The organism is Krasilnikovia cinnamomea (assembly GCF_004217545.1).
In the GTDB taxonomy this organism is placed as follows: domain Bacteria; phylum Actinomycetota; class Actinomycetes; order Mycobacteriales; family Micromonosporaceae; genus Actinoplanes; species Actinoplanes cinnamomeus.
Map to the genome: position 1 here is coordinate 3,415,114 of NZ_SHKY01000001.1, position 16,844 is coordinate 3,431,957.

Genomic DNA, 16,844 nt, shown 5'->3' on the forward strand with positions numbered 1-16,844 from the left:
CAGCTCGGCCGGGTTGACTTCGAGTCTCGGAAACCCTCGCCGCCGCAATCTCCATACCCTCGGCTAGGTCGTGACACCTGTCGTGGGCCAGCGCATCGCTCACCCCTGTGACGCCCGGCGCTCAGGCACCCGCGCCCGGAGCAACCGCCGTGTCAACGACCGAGCCATCCGACCTGGCCGCGGTGAGCAAAGCGCCTCGCACGGAATCGCCCGGCGCCCAGACGAGGAAAATGTCGCCATCGTGCGCCCCGGTGACGATCTGCCCAGACGGCAGCCGAGCCTCGATCGTGGCAGCTCCCTTGGGCAAGTGGCCGAGTAGCAGGTTCGCCTTGAGCACGGAGTCCTCGCCGCCGAACAGGCGGATTCGGTCAGCGCGGCCCTGTTCCATGACCGTGGCGAACGTTTCTTCTTCCCCCTGCTTGCCACTGCGGCAGGTGCTGATCCTCTCGCTGCGTCCGGCAACATACACGCGGATCTGGCTGTCGCCGTTGCGGGCGACGAGCCGCTTGACCGGCTTGCCGAAGGTGTCGCCGTTGAGCTGCCGCAAGGACTCCAGGCATTGCGCGGCCGCCTGCGCCTCGGTCATCGAACCCGATGGGGCATCGGCCGCATACCCCGCCTGATGGCTTCGCGTCACCGACACGGCGACCACCCCGACGGCCGCGGCCACCACCGCCGCGACAGCGAACCAGGCGCGGCTACCCGTGCCCCGGCGCGGTGGATTCCCTAAGCCGGCGTCAGCAGACATGACAGTGGTGGAAGCCGAAGCGGGGGATCGACGAACTCGGCATGCGCTCTCCAACGGTGGCAGGATTGGTCACCGTACCGGGACGCGTAAGGGGCGCAAAATTCATCGTCCGGGCTGCTCAGAGTACCCAGGGGTACGTCACAGCGGTACGGCGATTGCGCCTCAGGCGTGTCCGCTCAAGATCGGATGTGCGCGCATCGGCAGGTCCGCGCACCGGCTCGCCTCATGATCGCTTGCGCGGAGGGTGACCGCGCTCCGGGGCCGGTGCGGTCCCGGGCGGGGCTGGGGTCAGCCCTTGACGGCGATCTTCTTGCCGTAGGCCTTGACCGTGAACGTGACCGACTTGTGGGTCCACGGGTTCGTCGCCCGCAGCCGGACCCCGCGCTTCACGACGGTCACCTTGATCATCTTGGTGCTGGTCCCGCGGTTGAAGTCGGCGACGTCCCGGCGCACGATCTTGCGCAACGTGGCGACCTTGATCCGGTGTCCGTGCGCGGCCCGGCGGGTGTCGGCCGCGCCCTGGGAGGCGACCTCAGCGACGGTGGTCTTCATGTTCACGTACGCCACGCCCTTGAACAGCGTCGTCGAGCTGATCGTGACCGACGCGGCCGGCAGGGTCACGTGCTGCGCCCCGTAGGTGTAGGACGTGATGTCGGTGAAGCCATTGCCGGTGCCTCGGCTGCTGGTCAGCGTTCCCGCCGCGCTGACGTGCAGGGTGATCGTCATGTCCTTGTCGTCGTGGTAGCCATAGTCGGTGGAGCCGTCGTCATGCACGGTCTTGGTGCCCGCGTATTTGCTGTCGGTCAGCGCTGCGGCGGGGTTCTGCGCGCCGCCCATGAGGTAGTCGTCGAGGGTCATCGACGGCATCGCATTGAACTGGTAGCGAACCTCGGGGCGGCCCATCATCTTCACCGCTGCCCGCTCGTCCGGCCCGGACAGGGACTGGTACACGCCCTTGCCGCCGACGACATACATGGCGTACCCCTCGGTGCCGTACCGGGAGCGCGTGTACGCAATTCTGTGCGTGAGGTCGACCACCACCGAGGACGAGCCGGACATCGAGCCTGCGGAGAAGGTGTCGATCATCTTCCAGCCGTCATGGGCTGCGGCCGTCGACGCATCAGCCACCGTCTTGAGTTCCACCGCCATCGTTGCCGCGTCCAGCGAGGTCGTGGTGTCCGCGGCGTACGCCGGGCCAGGCAAGGCGAACAGGCCGGCGCCGAGCGCCACCGTAGCGGTCAGCAGAGAAGAACGGGACGGACGCAGCATCGAAACTCCGAGTACAAGCGAGGGGCATGGAACCGGGGCGCAAAACGTATCGAACCCGCCCGCTTCTCGGGTCGACGCAGCAGTCAGCATTACTGAACGTTACTTGCGACCCGGTCTCCGTTCGGTCATTCGGTGCCCACCACCGGTCGCGACACGGACACGGGGCGACCGCTATCGCTGCCTGTAGCGACCTGTTCGTGACTCTCCGTTGAAGAGGTGGTCGAATAGCTGATCCGCCGGACCAGTCTTCGCCGTCGCCGGCATCGGCCAGCGCCCACGATCATTTGATGCTGGCTTACGTTGCTGCGCTTGGTCCCGCAGGGCAGCGTGGGCGGCGGCGTGCTCAAGTCGGTGACCTGTTGGGTGAGGTCGCGGTTGCGTTGATGTGCCCGCCTCCAGGCGACGGGCCAGGCTTGCCTGGCTGGTGCGTTGGCGGGCGGGGACGGCTTCGGCGGTCGAGCGGCCGTTGATCTCGCGGAGCTGGACTATCGCTGCTCGGATGACGGGTTGGCTGTAGCCAGCCTGGCTGACCGCCGGCGGCCGCCGTGGTGCTCCGATGGTGATCGGACGTCGGAGCACGGTGCAGCATTGTGCGACACGCACCGGCATGCAGGCCCCACTCGGCGACATGCTAGAGTCGTTACCCGCAGGTCCGGGAGTGACGAAACGCCCGGACCAGCGGATACGCAACGATGACCCGCTGGACGCATCAGCACGCGCGATCACGGAGAGTAGTTGTGTGAGCGCCCGTAGCTCAATGGATAGAGCATCTGACTACGGATCAGAAGGTTAGGGGTTCGAGTCCCTTCGGGCGCGCATTCAGAAATGGCCTCCCACCAGCGGTGGGAGGCCATTTCTCATCCGGCGGACCGATCATCTGACCGGCCGTTGCTCACGGATTGCTCACGAAGCCTTCCGCCTAGGACGGCGCCGCGTCAGAAGCTCCGGTGCCTTCCGGGCTACTTCGGGCGGCCCTCCGGCCAGGCAACGCGCGCCGCACCCCACCAGGCCTGACCCGAAGGTTGCACGGCTGAGGCACCCAATTCGGGCAACTGCGCGAGGCCTTCTCGGCTGCGCTGCAACGATGGGGTCGGCGATACGGATGGGGGCGGTTGCATGGCGGCGCAGGTGCTGTTCGACGGACAGGTGAATGTGCACTACCGATTCATCAACGTGCACGGCGTCGAGGATGAGCCGGGTTCGGAGTCGGATGACCACAGGCGGGGACAGCGAAACGGTCTCTGCGGAGCAGCGGTGCCGGGAATGCTCCACCTGGTGACAGGCCTGCACACCGGCGATGTGGGGTTCCGCATCGAGCTGCATTCGACGGAGCCGCCGCTCAGCGACACGTGGGAGGAGGCCGTCGAGGTTTCGTTCCACGCCAGTACCGACGAGATGGGATTGCACGCCTTCGACGATCTGTACGAATTTACCTTGCCGCCCGGCGACTACCGGGTGCGCTACTGCGCGCGCGGGATGCAGCAGGGCCACGACGAGGACACTCTCGCCGGTGACGAGCCGATCGACTTCTACCTGCTCCAATTCTGGCCCGGCTCGCCAGCGCCCGACCGCATCTTGCGGCAGACCAGCGACGCCGCCGCATATTGGCACCGCGAGGGCCGTGATGTTGAACTCCCGCCGGGCGAGCGGGATGCGGAGGAGCGACACCTCGCCGCGAAACAGGAAGAATACGACCGGGCGCGGTTCGGGGACCGGATACCGAACGACCGGCTGCGCAACGTCAAGTTCCACGCGCCCAGCTTCCGCGCCCTCGATGAGAATCTGATGTGGGCGTTGGCCGCGGCCGACGACGAGCTGCACCGAGCCGTCGCCCGGTGGGCGGCGCTGCGCGCGCTGAGCATCGCCGAACTCACCGACAACCCGATCGTCGCGCCCGCAGTGGCCGCGTTGCAGCGAGGAGAGCACCCGCCGTTCCCGTTCGACGAGGAGGCCGTACCTGACTTCGGGGCAATCGGCGACCAGGTCCCGGATGGCGTCCTCGTCCCAAGGCTGCCATGGTTCCGCGACGAACCCGGCGGCGACAGACCGCAGAAACGGGCGGTCGCAGCGCTCTATGCCGTGACCGCGACGAACAACAGCGACTCACTCGGTGCGGCGCTTCACACTGTCGAGACGACCGCAACCGCCTACGGCGGCGACGAGTACGGTCAGTTCCTCGCCGACCTCTGGGACGCCTTCCCGCAGCTACGCGCCGGGAACCAGTCGAGGGGATGACCAGCGCGGCAAATCACCGCTGGCTTCTTTGCGCGTCCTCATGATCGTGCTTGAGCGATCATTGCCTTTCGGGCGCGCCGACAGAAATGTCCTCCCGCAATGTGGGGCGACATTTCTGTCTCGGCGCGCCGATCAACTGACTGACTATTGCTCAGGACTTCTCACGACGTCTTCCGCTTGGGACGGTGCCGCGTCAGAAGCTTCGATGCCTTCTCGACCTGTTTCGCGGTGACCTTGCGCAAAAGGTGCTTGTACACGCGGCGCGTCACATCCGGACTGGCATGGCCGAGGATCATCTGAACGACCTCGATCGGCACGCCACCGGCCAACATCAGCGAACACGCCCCGTGGCGGGTGTCGTGCAGCCGGATGACCGGCAAACCGCAGGCGCGCACGTGCTGCTCGAACTCGACCGTCACCCGGTCCGGCCGAAGCGGGGTTCCGTCCGGGCGGCAGAACACCAGATCATGATCGTCGTAGTCGATGCCGAAGAAGTCCCGCTCACCCTGCTGGGCGACGCGGTGCCGCGCGAGTGCGGCCTTGGCGGGTGCGGCCAGCGGCACCCATCGACGGCCCGCCCGCGACTTCGGTGCCTTGAGCAGCCGGCCGACGTGCACCGCGCCGCAGATCGGGCATCGCGCCTGCTCAGCAGTGACCTGCTTGCGGGTGACCGACACGGTGGTCAGCCTGACCGTCAGGCCGCCGCCGTCAGGGTCGATGTCGCACCACCGCAGGCCGCACAGTTCGGCCCGGCGTAGCCCGGCGTAGGCGGCCAGCTCGTACAGCGCTGATAGGCGGTCGGGCATGACATGTTCTAGGAACCGGGCCGTGTCCTCCATCTCCCACATCACCGGTTCGTCGTCAGTGTCCGCCGTCGGCCGAGGGATGGCGTCGAGTCGCCCGAGGGCGGGGTTCACCGCGATCAGTTCCCGGCGCTGCGCGGCGGCCAGGGCGGCCCGGATGGTCTTGCGGTAGCTCTCGATCGTGGCCGGTGATCTGCGCGTGATTCGGCGGCCCACATTCCCCGAGGGCCTGTCTCCGTCCAGCGGGGCCGCCAGGGTGGCCAGGACCCGTTCGATGTGTCCGCGTCGCACGTCGCGCAGCAGCATGTGCCCGAGTTGGGGCTTCCAGGCGTCCCGCACATGCGTGCGGTAGTTCGTGATCGTGTTGACCGCGCGGTTGGCGGCAATCAGGTCGGCTAGCCACTGGTCGAGCCACATGCCGACCGTCATGCCCTTGTCGTCGGTCCACGTGCCCGCGTTGAGCTTTGCCAACTCAGCCGTGAGTGCGTCTTGAGCGTCGTCCTTGATTCTGTAGCCGCCATGCGTGATCTGACGGCGCTTCCCGGTGGCTGGGTCAGGTCCAGCATCCACTGTGTACGACCAGGAGCCGTGTGGCTTGCGACAGTTCCTGATCTTTTTGCCGTTGTTGTCGCGGCACTGGCATCGCTTGAAGACTGATCCTCGCACTGCGTAACTGCCCTTCGGGTTGGTTGTGGTAGCGGGTAGCGGCACGCGGGGGTGTCCCTACCCCTGATTTCGGGGGTTTCCGGGGTGTGGTGGTGGGCGCCGCTACCCGCTACCTGGGGATATGCGGGCTGGCCAGGTAGGTAGCGGCTGAGGTAGCGCTGGCGCTACCCGGTAGCGGGCCGCTACCTCCGCCGCTACCTGTCGGCGGCCGGGGCGACGGTGACCGTGTGTCGATGTGCCGGACGGTCCGACGCCGGGTCGCGGTCGCGGCCGGTTGACCGGGTGACCACTGGTTTCGGGGTGGTCGCGGCTGTCGGCTGGGTAGGCGCGACCCGCGACCGGCGGTTGATCGTGCTGGTCGGGGTGGTCGCGGCTGGGGTCGCGTCGGCGCGACCGGTCGCGGGCGGCCCGCGACCGGGCCGGGGTGGTAACGGCGGGAGCGTCGAGCGCCGGGGTGCCGGTTCGGCGGTCTTCGGCGCTGCGTTGGTGTGGCGTGTTACCGCCACCTTGGTGGCTTCGGCGAGGTGGCAGGCGGTGACGGCAGGGGTAACGCGGGTGTTACTTGCGGCTGGGTGGCGGGGGGTCGCGGATGGCCGTTCAGGCGGTTTTCGGGGGTGTGGCTGGTTGGGCCGCAATGCCGCTAGGTCGCTGGTCAGGGCCGCGAGGGTGAGGCATTGCGGATCCGCGAGGCATTGCGGGTGGACCCGCGATGCCTTGCGGCCCCTGCGATGGTCGTGATGGTGACGGAGGGTGGTGGTGTGTCGCGGTGTCGCACTGTCGCGTGCGACGACGGGAAGGGGGCCTCCAACGCGCGCGCGTACGCGCGAGGCGACACGCGACGATGCGACACCCACGACCACGACTCTCGGTAATGGACGATGGCGCGTCGGCCGGGTGGTTCTAGCAGCCGTTGCGGGGGTCGGATGCCGGTCTGGGGGGCCGGTTCCGGGGTGCCGGCCGCTTCGGCTGCTAGCCGCTAGCGGCCTGGTCATGGTCCGGTTGGGCCGCTAGCGGTGCCGCTAGCGCTAGCGGGCCAGGGTGCTAGCGCTAGCGGCTGATCCGGGGGTCGGTTCGGCTACGCGCCGTGCCGTTTCGGGTCGTTGCGGTAGGCCCAGATGAGGTCCTTCTCGACGTCGGTCAGCTCCCCGACCGATGCCCTGCGGTTGGCTTCGGCCTCGGCCGGGGTGATCTCAATGCAGGAGTCGAGCCAGTCGTGGAACGCGCGGCGGGGGACGACCCACCGGCCGCCGAGCTTGCGGGCGGGGATGTCTCCGGTGCGGATCATGCGGTAGGTGCCGCCGAGGTTGAGCGAGAGCATCTCGGCGACTTCCTTGACGGTGTAGGTCAGCGTGCCGACCGGCGCGGGCCGGGGCCGCTGCGGCGCCTCGGCGGGCGTGGTGCGGGGGGTGAGCGGGTGAACGGTGGCGTGGGCGGTGCGCACGGACGTGCCTCCAATGTGGGTGGTGCGGGACGGGGTGGTGCGGCGATGCGGATGGCGGGGGCGTGGCATCGGCCGGGCCGCTGAGAGCCACGCTGAGCCAAGATCCGGGCCCTTCTGGTGTATCCGATGGGACCGATCGGAGTTGTGGGCTATTCGGTGTCGTGGTGGCAGGCGTCGCAGAGGCCGTAGCCGAACAGGATCGGCCCGACTTGAGCAATCCCGGCCCACACCCGTTCGGAGTGTTGTCGGCAGCGGTCGCAGGTGCTGTCCTCGATCGGGTCGGGGGTGGCGAGGTGGCGGCAGGCGGGGCAGACGATCAGCCCTGGCGCCCAGGCGAACGCGTGCACCACGCGCGGGCCGGGGCCGAGGTGCGGGCAGGTTCGGCCGTGTCCACCCAGCAGGGCGAGTGCGTGGCGCTGGAACAGGGAGGCGAGCCAGGGCGGGGTGTCCGGGTTGGCGGTCAGCTTCGCCCAGGGGTGTTCGGCGGCCCGGAGGAGGCGGTGGTGGGCGTCGGTGCTCGCGGCGTGGAGTTGGTCGGCGAGCGCGGTCGGATGGATGCTCATGCTGCCGCTCCCTTGGTGAACGCAGAGTGAGGGCCGGGGCGGTCGGGGGTGGACGGTGGCCGGGTGCCGCCGGGCACGGCCACGGGCGGCCAGTCCTCATCGGTAATCTCGGTAACTTCGGTAACTTCCCTGTTCAGCGGGTTACCGATGCCGATTCGGGTTACCGATGGATCGGTAACCTGATCTTGCGGGTTACCGATGGTTACCGACGGCTTTTCGGATCGGTAACCGGTCTGACCTGCGGGGTTACCGCAGTTACCGGAGTTACCGATAGGTCCCGCCGGGAGGTACCTGTCCCAGGCGTCGGCCAGGCCGAGATTCCCGGTCGTTGGATACGTGGTGTAACCCTTGGCCGTGCCCTGGCCGGTGTTGAACGCGGCCGGGGCGATGCCGTACCGGCTCAGCTCCTTCGACAGGCGTCGGGCGTCGAGTGGTTTGCCGCCGAGGTCTCCCCACGGGGCGTCCTCGGCCGTGGTGAGCGCGTCGAGAATGTCGGTGGTGGGCATCCGATCGCGGCCCGCGTACAGGGTTCGCAGGTCGGCCAGCAGCCGGGTGCCGAAAGTCGGCGCGGTCGCGGTGTCGAGCACGAAGTACCGGGCGGCGTCGCGTCCGGCGTCGGGCCACCGCTCCCCGGCCTGGTCCGCGATGGCGAGCAGGGCTTTCCACACCTCGGCCGCCCGGTCGGCCACCCCGTCGGGCATCCTCGGCCGCGCTTTGGCGAGGGCGTCGGCCTGCTGTGACATCCACTCGGCCAGGGCGTCGCGGATCGGTGCGGCTTCGGCTTCGGCGTACTGCTCCTCGAACGGCTCCACCCGTTCCGAGCGTGCTCGGCGCCGCATGTGGACCACGACGGCACGGGTGAGGATGGTGGCGGGCATGGACCCGGCGATCCCGGCGAGGGCGACCGGGGCGAACACGACGAACCGTTGCACTTTCATGCTCTTGGCGTCGCCGACGCAGCGGGCGATCGTCGCGCCGCGCTTGTACCCGGCATTGAGCAGCGCCCGGAGATCTTCGTAGTTCCCGCCGGTCTTCGGGTTGAAGATCGCATCCACTTCGTCGAACAGGATCGTGTGCGGATGCAGGCTGATCAGCCGGAACAGTGCGGCCGTGCTGGCACTGATGGTCATCTCCGGGTGCCGGACCAGCAGGTTCAGCAGCTCCAACACGCGGGTCTTACCGGAGCCAGGTTCGGCGGAGTCGAGGACCAGGCGCGGCGTGACGTAGAAGCAGCCGACCGCGTGCGTGTGCGCCGCCCACAACGTCACCGCCGTCAACGCGTGCTCGGACGGGAAGGCCACGTAGCGGGCAATGAACGCGGCGACCTGGTCGAGCACCTGCGCGCCCGGCGTCGACGCCTGGCTGGCATCGGTCATGGCCGCACCCCCCGAGCCCGGCCCGGCCTGCCGACTGTTTCAGCCGGTTCCTGGCGTGGGTATCGGCGGGGCAGGTGCCGGGGTGGTGAGATGCCCCCGGCCCGGCGCCGCACGGGTCGGCCTGATCGGGCGGCGGCGGGGGGCATCTCAGCACGGACCAGGCTGAAACACTGCGAGCGGGCCGTGCGTGATGCGGGTCTGACGGTGCGCCTCGGGCGGGCCGTGCCGGGTGGTGGTGTGGCTGGTCGCGGGTGTCGCGGACCTGGGTGTCGGCGGGTTCGTGGTGGCGTCATGGTGTCGTCAACAGGTGGCGGGTGCGGGTTCACGGTGTCGGACTCCCTTGTCGTCAAGACGGTCGTCATGAGGGTGGGGTTTGTGCTGCGTGCGTGCGGGTTGGTGACGTCGCTGTGACGCGCCACCACCCGGCGCGGGTCGTGGTGGTGGGCGTCAGCGGCAGAACGGAGATCGGCCAGCAGACCGGCTGGCCACGCGCCGCGCAGCGGCGCCAGCAAGCGGCCCGGCCCTTGGCCGGTCCTCCTTGCCCTTCGTCGTTGTCGGCACGGGTGTCGGCCGTGCCGTGGTGCCCTGTTGAGTTCTCAATGAGCCAGCGCCAAGCGCGAACGCCCACGCCAAGAGGGGTCGTGCGGAGAGGGCCGGAACCGGGTTCCGGTGTCGTCAGGAGGTGGCCCGCGCGGGGCCGCCGGGAGAGTGGCTGTCAGGCGGCCTGGGTGGCGTCGAGCCAGGTGCCGTGCTGGCGCCAGAACCGTTCAGCGGTGCGGTGCACCCGGTTGAACCGGCCACCCCACAAGCGGTGGTACTCGGCTGCCGCCGCGCGCCGGACCTGCCGTGAATGGCCGAACCGCTGCGCGGCGACCAGCTCCTGCCACCGGGCACGCCACGCGGCCCGCTCGTCACCACTGACCGCGGCGAGTCCAGTCCGAACCACATCGGCCGGGTCGACGGTCTGGTCCTCGGCCAGCGGGGACGCGAACACGGCCGCCGCCACGTCGCCGTAGGTCAGCCCGAACATCTGGTCGCGCAGCTGCGTCACGTCGAGGCGGGCCATCACGCGGCCCGCCCAACCTGCGCGGTGCGCGTCCACGGGATCGAGGCCGGGAACGTCGGCCGGACCGTGATCCCGAACGCCGTCGCCACCCGCCGCTCGCACAACGCCAGGAACGCCCGCTCGTCTGGATCCGCCGGCGGATCGAGCAAGTCGGTCTGCGCGTCTCGGTGCACCGTGTTGATGCCGTCGAACGTGATGATGTGGGCAACCCAGCGGCGGACCTCGGCGTCGCTCATCTCGGCCAGGTAGTCGTACTCCACGCCCAGCGACCGGCAGTACAACGCCGCGACCAGCTCCAACGCCGTCAACGGCACCGTGGCCATCAGCACTGCCTCCGGCGCCTGGCCGTGAAGGTGGTCCCGGTCATCCACGAACCCATCGGCGCTCACCGCTGGCAGCGAACCTCGGGTAGCCTTGACCTGCATCTTCGTCTCCTTGCTAGGGGAAGCGGTTGATGTACCGGGCCTCGGTGGGGGTGCCACCCCGCCGGGGCCGTTCTTAGGGTCACAGTAATAACTCAGTTAGTATTACGCAACCCGCTGGCGTGGCGTGTCTTGTCGGTGGTTGCCGTTCGGTGTTGCTGATGAATCCAGTTTGGCGCCCTCTACCAGCAGAAATCAGAGGACGGGAGGGGACTCGGGGGGACTCGTCCCTCTGGGGAGATCCGACTACCATGGCCACGTCGCCCATCGCTGATCAACGATGGCTTGGAGTCAGTCGATGATGGATGGAACTGACCTCGCGCGGCTCTGCAAGCAGCGTGGATGGAGCCGCGCTCGCCTCATGCTCGAACTGCGCAACGTCGCACGGGGCAAGGGGCGTGGGCTGCTGCCGGACGACCCAAGCCTGAAGCGGATGATCAGGGAGTGGGTTCACGGCCGACGAGGACTCTCGGCCGACTACGCCGCACTGTTCTCCGACGTGTTCGGCGTGCCGTTCGCGGCGGGCCGGGGCAACGCCGCGCCGGTTCCCTCGCCTGTCGCAACGGATCTGGCAGCGCGACTGGCTGTCGCCGAGGCCATTGACGCACCCTTGATCGTCTCGCTTGAGGCGCAGACGCAGTCATTCCGAACGCTTGATCGGCAACTCGGCGCCGCGCGCCTGCTGCAACAGACCGAGGCTCACGTCGGTCAGATGACCGACCTGTGGCGATACGCGTTGCCCGGCGCGCATCGCACGGTGCTCGCCGCTGCGCTTGCCGAGGCCGCCGCGCTCGCAGGCTGGCAAGCTCTGGACCTGGGTGATCCCGAGAAGGCGTGGTCGCTGCATGAAACCGCCAAGGCTGCCGCGCGGGAAAGCGGCATCCCTTCGATCGTCGCCCACGTAACGGCGCAGCAGGCTTACGCGCTGCTCGATCTCGGGCGGTCGGCGAGCGCGGTGACATTGATCCAGCACGCGCGGCAGGCGGCGAACGGCAAGGTGCCCGACCTGCTTCGCTCATGGTTGTGGGCAGCCGAAGCGGAAGCCCTCGCTGCAAATGGCGCGGCCGACGAGGCGCAAGAAGCCCTCGACCACGCTGGCGCCGCCCTGCCTTCTCAGGGCTTGGATGAAAGCCTGCCTTACCTGTTTCTCAACGAGGTGCATCTGGCCCGATGGCGCGGCCACTGCCTCGCCCGACTTGGAAAATCCGAGGCGGTGCAAGAGCTGGCCAATGCGGTGAACCTGCTCGATCCAACCTTTACGCGTGCAGCAGCGGGATTGCGGTGCGATCTCGCATTGGCGTACTCGGTTCGGGGCCAACACGAGGAGGCGCGTGCTGAGGCTCGCGTGGCCGAGGAGCTGGCCACGCGAACCGCGTCAGCACGTCAGCGGCGCCGGATTGCGGCCCTGCTCACGAGCGGTACGGGGCCTTCGGGCCGCTAATTGCGAGCACGTGGAGCAGCGCAACAAGCGTTCCAGAATTGCTCACCTGCCCCTTTGCGATTAGAGCCGGTACCTGCATGAGTGGCACCCACTCCATGCGCTGCATTTCGGTCTTCTCGGTGGGTTCGCCGACCAGCTCTGCGCCACGTGCAATGAACACGTGGTGTGGAGTGTTGACCATGCCAATCATGGGCTCGAAGGTCACCAGATGCTCAATGTTGCGTGGCCGGTATCCCGTCTCCTCCTCGATCTCGCGGGCCGCTGCGTCTGCGGGCTCCTCGCCCTCGTCGACCAGGCCGCCGGGCAGTTCCCAATTCCACAGGTCGGGCACGAATCGGTGGCGCCACAGCAACAGCACATGGGTGAGTTCGTCATTGAGGACCGCTGTCATGGCGGCCGTGGGCATCCACACCGTGTGGTGCTCGAAGCGCTGACCGTCCGGCAGTTCTACATCGGTGAGGTAGAGCTTGATCCATTCGGACTCATATAGCGGCGTTCGGCCGTGCACGTTCCAGCGGCTGATGTCGTCCGGTTCGGGTGTGGGCACTGTCGCCGGGACTGCCTTGCTGGCGCGTGGCCGACCACCGACCCCGGCACGACCACGGGACTCATGCCACTCGATGATTCGGCGCGGTTTCCATACATGTGTACGAGTTCCGATGGTCTGGTCCGGCGCGGGCATCTGCCCACGTCGCCGGTAGCTACTGACGGCGGCTACCTCGATGCCGAGGTACGCCGCGACATCCTTCGTCGTCCACCACTCAGCCTCGGGGTTGGGCCGCGATGTTGTCGTCACCGAGTCATTCTCTCCGATTTTGCAGGGGGTAGCCATGCGGCGCTTGCCCATGCGGATTGCGCTGTCAACGGTCAGGACGAAGTCCTGTCCTGCGGTCTTGTGACCTCCGTGTGGGCGGACAGCGGAATTCCGTGCTGGTGGCCAGGTGATCTCCTGCTGGGTTTAGGTGGTCAAGGGCTGCACCCCCTTGCCGGCGAGGGCCTGGGCCAGGCGGTGGCTGTCGCCCTTGGTGGTGATCAGGTGGGCATGGTGCAGCAGCCGGTCCACGGTCGCCGTGGCCAGGGTCTTCGGCATGATGGTGTCGAAGCCGGACGGGTGGATGTTGCTGGTGACCGCCACCGACCGGCGTTCGTAGGCGGCGTCGACGACGCGGTAGAACGCCTCGGCGGCGTCCTGCCCGGCGGGCAGCATGCCGATGTCGTCGACCACGATCAGGTCGGCCCGGCAGATCCGGGCGACGGTGCGGGCCACGGACCCGTCGGCCTTGGCTCGGCCGACCGCGGTGGTCAGTGTTTCGAGGGTGAACCAGGCCACCCGCAGGTCGTTGTCGATCGCGGTGTGGGCGAGGGCTTCGACGAAGTGGCTCTTGCCGGTGCCGGACGGGCCGGCGATGGCGAGGTTTTCCGCTCGGCCGATCCATTCCAGGGTGGACAGCGCCTGTTGAGTGGCCGCCGGGATCGACGATTCGTCCGGTCGCCAGGTGGCGAAGGTCTTGCCGGCGGGGAAGTTCGCGCTCTTGCGGCGCATCCGCCGGGTCGCGGCGTCACGGCCGATGACCTCCTCGGTGAGCAGCACGCGGAGGACTTCGGCGGGGTCCCAGCGTTGGGCCTTGGCGGTGGCGATGACCTCGGGGGCGGCGGCGCGCAGGTAGGGCAGTCGCATCCGGCGCAGCAGCGCCTCCAGCTCGGCCGGCAACGCCGGCGCCGCCGGAGCCGTGGTGGTGCGCCGGCCGCGGGGCCGCGGCGCCGGGGTGGTCACGTCCATCGTGAGGTCCGTGGTGGTGTCGGTGGTCATGCGCCGAATCCTGTCCAGGGGCCGGTGCCGGGCTGGGCCGAGTGGGCTTCGTCGGCGACCACTACGTCGGCCGGGTCGCCGGCGCAGGACAGGTGGTCCAGGATCGCGGCCAGGTCGTGCTCGGCGAACCGGCCGGCCGCGGCGGCCAGGCCCAACGCGTGGTCGACCCGGTCGGCGCCGACGATCGCGGCCAACTCCACGGCCCGGGCCATCTTGGCCCGCACCCTGGTCGCGCCGCTGGCAGCGGCCTCCACGAGCCAGTCGTGGGCACCCGCGCCGAGGGCCAGGAACGCCGCCTCCTGCCGGGTTCGGGCCCGTGGCCGCGGCGGGCGTGGCCCGTTGCCGCCGGGATGTCCCGGGTAGTGTTCGTCGGCGATCCGCGGGTGGCCCGGAGTCGACAGCCGGTGCCGGGCGATCTCGGCCACGCCGGTGCCGGTCATCGCGGCGATGGCCAACTCGTCGCCCACGACACGGCACCACACCCGCGACCCGACGTGCCCCGGCGGGGTGGAGTACCGCACCGACCCGAACCGCACCGTCTGGTCGTCGTTGACCAGCCGCTCTTCGCCCAACGCGGCGGCGTGCGGGTCGGCCGGCAGCACATGCAGCAGCTCCCGCTCGACGGCCAGCCGCTCGACCGGCGCCACCCCGGTCTCCCGATGCGGCCGGGCGTTGACGTGATCACACCACTCGTCCGCGGCAACTACCAGCTCCGTGAAGCTGGTGTACTGGCCGCGCAGATTCGCCGACGTGGGCACCAGATCCTGCTTGGCGATCTTCACGGTGGCCTCCACGCCGCCCTTGGTCTCCGGGTCGAACGGCTCACACGACTCCACCTTGCAGCCGTAGTGCCGGCCCGCCGCCACGATCACCGGGTGCCGCACCGGCACCCCGGCCACGTGCTCCACCGTCACGGTCTTCGCGTTGTCGCCGAGCAGATACGTTGGCGCGCCGCCGATGCGCCGCAGCGCGGCGTCCACACACGACACCAGGGTGCCCAACGTCTGATCCCAGGTCGGGATGACCACCCGGAACCGGGACCAGGCCAGCCACGCGCAGAACAGACTCGTGCGCCGCCCGTCGATGCGCGGCCCGTCGCCCCAGTCGAACTGCAGCCACAGCCCCGGCTCGGGCACCCACGGCCGATACGTGCGCCGCCGCCCGGCCCGCCACGCGTCCTTGGCCGCCCGCACCGCCCGCCGCGTGGTCCGCTCGGTGCCGGTGAACCCCATCGCCACCAGCCGCTCATGCACCCGATCCGCCCGAATCTTTCCCTGCGACCGGTCCACCAACTCCTCGACCTTCGGCAGGAACGCATCGATCAACTTCGGCCGCCCTACCCGCACGAACGGGTCCCCGCCGGCGTCGCGCACCGCCACATACCGCTGCACCGTCTTCGGATCACAGCCGGCCAACTGCCCCGCTGAGTACGCGCAGCGGGTCAGGTCGTACGCCTCCAAGATTTCCATGATCTCCCTGTCAGACTTGGTCACGGTCTCTCCGGTCGGTCGGGTTGCAAGGTCAGCAACCGGCACCCAACCCGACCGGAGAGATCCACTTCACGTGGCCATGACGGAGATCACCTGACCGCCCACCAGGAATTCCGGTGTCCGCGAGCCGGGACTCAACTGTCCGTCAGCAAGGATTTTCGCCTGTCCGCTCGCATGCGCAAGGGCTACTTACGCGCGCGTTGGCACCAGATGGATCTAGAGCACTCGGGTGAGCCACTGTTCGGCACCAGCCGACGAACGCGGTCGCGTCCTATGGAGTGGCGCCCTACGGAGCGGGCGTGGCACCCGGCGACTGCTCGGACCGCCGCCGTTGCCACGCTGCATAGGTGCCTTCTCGCACCACGTCAGCGAGTTCGTTAGCCGATTGCACGTAGGCCAGTGCGGCTCCAGGCTCGGGGGCTGCCTTCCCATGTGCCACGTCGTTTCGTAGAGAGCGGAGCGAGGCTAGGGCCCTGTAGGTGTCATCGGAGATGGCCCCCTGCTCAAGGAGGATAGACGTTGCGGTTCGGCCGCTGACGCTGCGACCCGCCCCCAGCCTGCTACGTACGTTGAGTGGCGACACGTCCGCCGCCGCACTGGCAAGGATGTCCTCCAGGAGCCCCCAGGACGCGACTACGGCATAGGTCGGGTTGTTGCCTGCGGAACGTGCGATCTCCTGGAATCCGTGCTCCAGTCGATCGATCTCGGCAACAACTGGGGCTTCGGCGATAGCTAGATGATCTACGTCCTCGACGCGGTTTGCCTCGGCCTCAACTGCCTGCTCCACTTGCCGCTCGGCTTCGCCGAACTCGGCACCGAAGCTACCTGCACTCAGGGACTTGAGTTGACCAATACGGGCTGATATTGGCTTTCTCAGTACCAGGAGCGCGGTCAGCGCCACGGCTGGCCACACTAGATGATCGACCATGGCGGCGACGAACTCAAACCCATCCACACGGGGATTCTGCCCCGTGTGGGCGACCGTGGGCGGCAGGCACGTCGTTACGATCTGGCGAGAAATCAGGCGCTGATACCGCGCGAGTGCTGCTCACCGATTGCTCACACAGGCGTTGGTCAAGGACGGGTCGAGGCGGCAACCGGCGACACTGCGGAGTGGCGTGAGCTGCACAGGTGTACGCGATTGGCAAACGACCGGCACCGGCCGACAAACAAGGTCGCACCCTACGGATCAGAAGGTTAGGGGTTCGAGTCCCTTCGGGCGCGCAAAACAGAAGCCCTGACCAGCGGAAACGCTGATCAGGGCTTCAACTTCGTCTATGTGGAATTTGAACTGCCCCCCGAAAACCCCCCGATAACGCGGGCGGGCGATCAGTTTCCGGGCCCAGTTGCGGCGCTGGCGCTGTCCTGGAGTCGTGCTCGCCGGCGACTAGCACCAGCGGTGTCGGCAGCTAGGGCGTGTTTCAGAAGGGGCTGCGAGGGTGGCCGGGTGAAGTCACGGCGTGGCGGTGATCGATAACGGGCGAGGTCTCCGGTACTTGGTTCAACGACCAAGA

General features: G+C 68.3%; 14 protein-coding genes and 1 tRNA gene. 3 read left to right on the forward strand and 12 right to left on the reverse strand.

Going from position 1 to position 16,844, the window contains the following annotated elements; genetic code table 11:
- Positions 1–121 precede the first annotated feature (121 nt).
- On the reverse strand, positions 122–748 hold the full coding sequence (locus EV385_RS15455) for a hypothetical protein (protein WP_130510094.1): 627 nt from the start codon (positions 746–748) through the stop codon (positions 122–124).
- A 288-nt stretch (positions 749–1,036) separates the two neighbouring features.
- Entirely contained in the window at positions 1,037–2,017 is a 981-nt protein-coding gene (locus EV385_RS15460) for a hypothetical protein (RefSeq protein WP_130510095.1), read from the reverse strand.
- A gap of 743 nt (positions 2,018–2,760) precedes the next feature.
- Here EV385_RS15460 and EV385_RS15465 point away from each other — a divergent pair.
- Together EV385_RS15465 and EV385_RS15470 are read left to right on the forward strand one after the other, a co-directional pair.
- Positions 2,761–2,833: transfer RNA gene (locus EV385_RS15465), tRNA-Arg, on the forward strand.
- Between the two features lie 300 nt (positions 2,834–3,133).
- Positions 3,134–4,252, forward strand: a complete 1,119-nt coding sequence (locus EV385_RS15470) for a hypothetical protein (RefSeq protein WP_130510096.1) — start codon at positions 3,134–3,136, stop codon at positions 4,250–4,252.
- 161 nt (positions 4,253–4,413) lie between these two features.
- On the opposite strand, the gene EV385_RS15475 is transcribed toward EV385_RS15470, so the two are convergent.
- The 6 genes from EV385_RS15475 to EV385_RS15500 all read right to left on the reverse strand — a co-directional run bounded on the left by EV385_RS15475 (position 4,414) and on the right by EV385_RS15500 (position 10,592).
- Positions 4,414–5,766: a tyrosine-type recombinase/integrase gene (locus tag EV385_RS15475; protein ID WP_130510097.1), complete on the reverse strand. Its 1,353-nt coding sequence runs from the start codon at positions 5,764–5,766 to the stop codon at positions 4,414–4,416.
- Positions 5,767–6,796: 1,030 nt separating this feature from the next.
- On the reverse strand, positions 6,797–7,162 hold the full coding sequence (locus EV385_RS15480; protein ID WP_242624907.1) for a helix-turn-helix domain-containing protein: 366 nt from the start codon (positions 7,160–7,162) through the stop codon (positions 6,797–6,799).
- Positions 7,163–7,311: 149 nt separating this feature from the next.
- Positions 7,312–7,725 (reverse strand): hypothetical protein, encoded by a 414-nt coding sequence (locus EV385_RS15485; protein ID WP_130510099.1) that lies wholly within the window; start codon positions 7,723–7,725, stop codon positions 7,312–7,314.
- On the reverse strand, positions 7,722–9,101 hold the full coding sequence (locus EV385_RS15490) for a DUF3631 domain-containing protein (protein ID WP_130510100.1): 1,380 nt from the start codon (positions 9,099–9,101) through the stop codon (positions 7,722–7,724). Before EV385_RS15490 ends, EV385_RS15485 begins: the two co-directional genes overlap by 4 nt.
- Before the next feature lie 715 nt (positions 9,102–9,816).
- Positions 9,817–10,170: a hypothetical protein gene (locus EV385_RS15495; protein WP_207229836.1), complete on the reverse strand. Its 354-nt coding sequence runs from the start codon at positions 10,168–10,170 to the stop codon at positions 9,817–9,819.
- On the reverse strand, positions 10,167–10,592 hold the full coding sequence (locus tag EV385_RS15500; RefSeq protein ID WP_130510102.1) for a hypothetical protein: 426 nt from the start codon (positions 10,590–10,592) through the stop codon (positions 10,167–10,169). Before EV385_RS15500 ends, EV385_RS15495 begins: the two co-directional genes overlap by 4 nt.
- A 358-nt stretch (positions 10,593–10,950) precedes the next feature.
- Between EV385_RS15500 and EV385_RS15505 the strand changes: the two genes are divergently transcribed.
- Positions 10,951–12,030, forward strand: a complete 1,080-nt coding sequence (locus EV385_RS15505) for an NsdA family TPR-like regulatory protein (RefSeq protein WP_207229837.1) — start codon at positions 10,951–10,953, stop codon at positions 12,028–12,030.
- Here EV385_RS15505 and EV385_RS35680 read toward each other — a convergent pair.
- From EV385_RS35680 to EV385_RS15525, 4 genes are all read right to left on the reverse strand, one after another.
- A complete protein-coding gene (locus EV385_RS35680) occupies positions 11,999–12,877 on the reverse strand; it encodes an NUDIX domain-containing protein (RefSeq protein WP_278044983.1) in 879 nt (292 codons plus the stop codon). The two genes, EV385_RS15505 and EV385_RS35680, sit on opposite strands and share 32 nt — an antisense overlap.
- 111 nt (positions 12,878–12,988) lie before the next feature.
- Positions 12,989–13,840, reverse strand: coding sequence for an IS21-like element helper ATPase IstB (gene istB, locus EV385_RS15515; RefSeq protein ID WP_278044984.1), 852 nt, complete (start codon positions 13,838–13,840; stop codon positions 12,989–12,991).
- Positions 13,837–15,309 (reverse strand): IS21 family transposase, encoded by a 1,473-nt coding sequence (istA, locus tag EV385_RS15520; protein WP_130513341.1) that lies wholly within the window; start codon positions 15,307–15,309, stop codon positions 13,837–13,839. Before istA ends, istB begins: the two co-directional genes overlap by 4 nt.
- A gap of 307 nt (positions 15,310–15,616) precedes the next feature.
- Entirely contained in the window at positions 15,617–16,285 is a 669-nt protein-coding gene (locus EV385_RS15525; RefSeq protein ID WP_130510103.1) for a hypothetical protein, read from the reverse strand.
- Positions 16,286–16,844: the final 559 nt, after the last annotated feature.

Excerpts from the sequence above, each read along its gene's own strand:
- istB (WP_278044984.1), bottom strand. The coding sequence starts at position 13,840 with ATGACCACCGACACCACCACGGACCTCACGATGGACGTGACCACCCCG.
- EV385_RS15460 (WP_130510095.1), bottom strand. The coding sequence starts at position 2,017 with ATGCTGCGTCCGTCCCGTTCTTCTCTGCTGACCGCTACGGTGGCGCTC.
- EV385_RS15470 (WP_130510096.1), top strand. The coding sequence starts at position 3,134 with ATGGCGGCGCAGGTGCTGTTCGACGGACAGGTGAATGTGCACTACCGA.
- EV385_RS15485 (WP_130510099.1), bottom strand. The coding sequence starts at position 7,725 with ATGAGCATCCATCCGACCGCGCTCGCCGACCAACTCCACGCCGCGAGC.
- EV385_RS15490 (WP_130510100.1), bottom strand. The coding sequence starts at position 9,101 with ATGACCGATGCCAGCCAGGCGTCGACGCCGGGCGCGCAGGTGCTCGAC.
- EV385_RS15455 (WP_130510094.1), bottom strand. The coding sequence starts at position 748 with ATGTCTGCTGACGCCGGCTTAGGGAATCCACCGCGCCGGGGCACGGGT.
- EV385_RS15500 (WP_130510102.1), bottom strand. The coding sequence starts at position 10,592 with ATGCAGGTCAAGGCTACCCGAGGTTCGCTGCCAGCGGTGAGCGCCGAT.
- EV385_RS15505 (WP_207229837.1), top strand. The coding sequence starts at position 10,951 with ATGCTCGAACTGCGCAACGTCGCACGGGGCAAGGGGCGTGGGCTGCTG.
- istA (WP_130513341.1), bottom strand. The coding sequence starts at position 15,309 with ATGGAAATCTTGGAGGCGTACGACCTGACCCGCTGCGCGTACTCAGCG.
- EV385_RS35680 (WP_278044983.1), bottom strand. The coding sequence starts at position 12,877 with ATGGGCAAGCGCCGCATGGCTACCCCCTGCAAAATCGGAGAGAATGAC.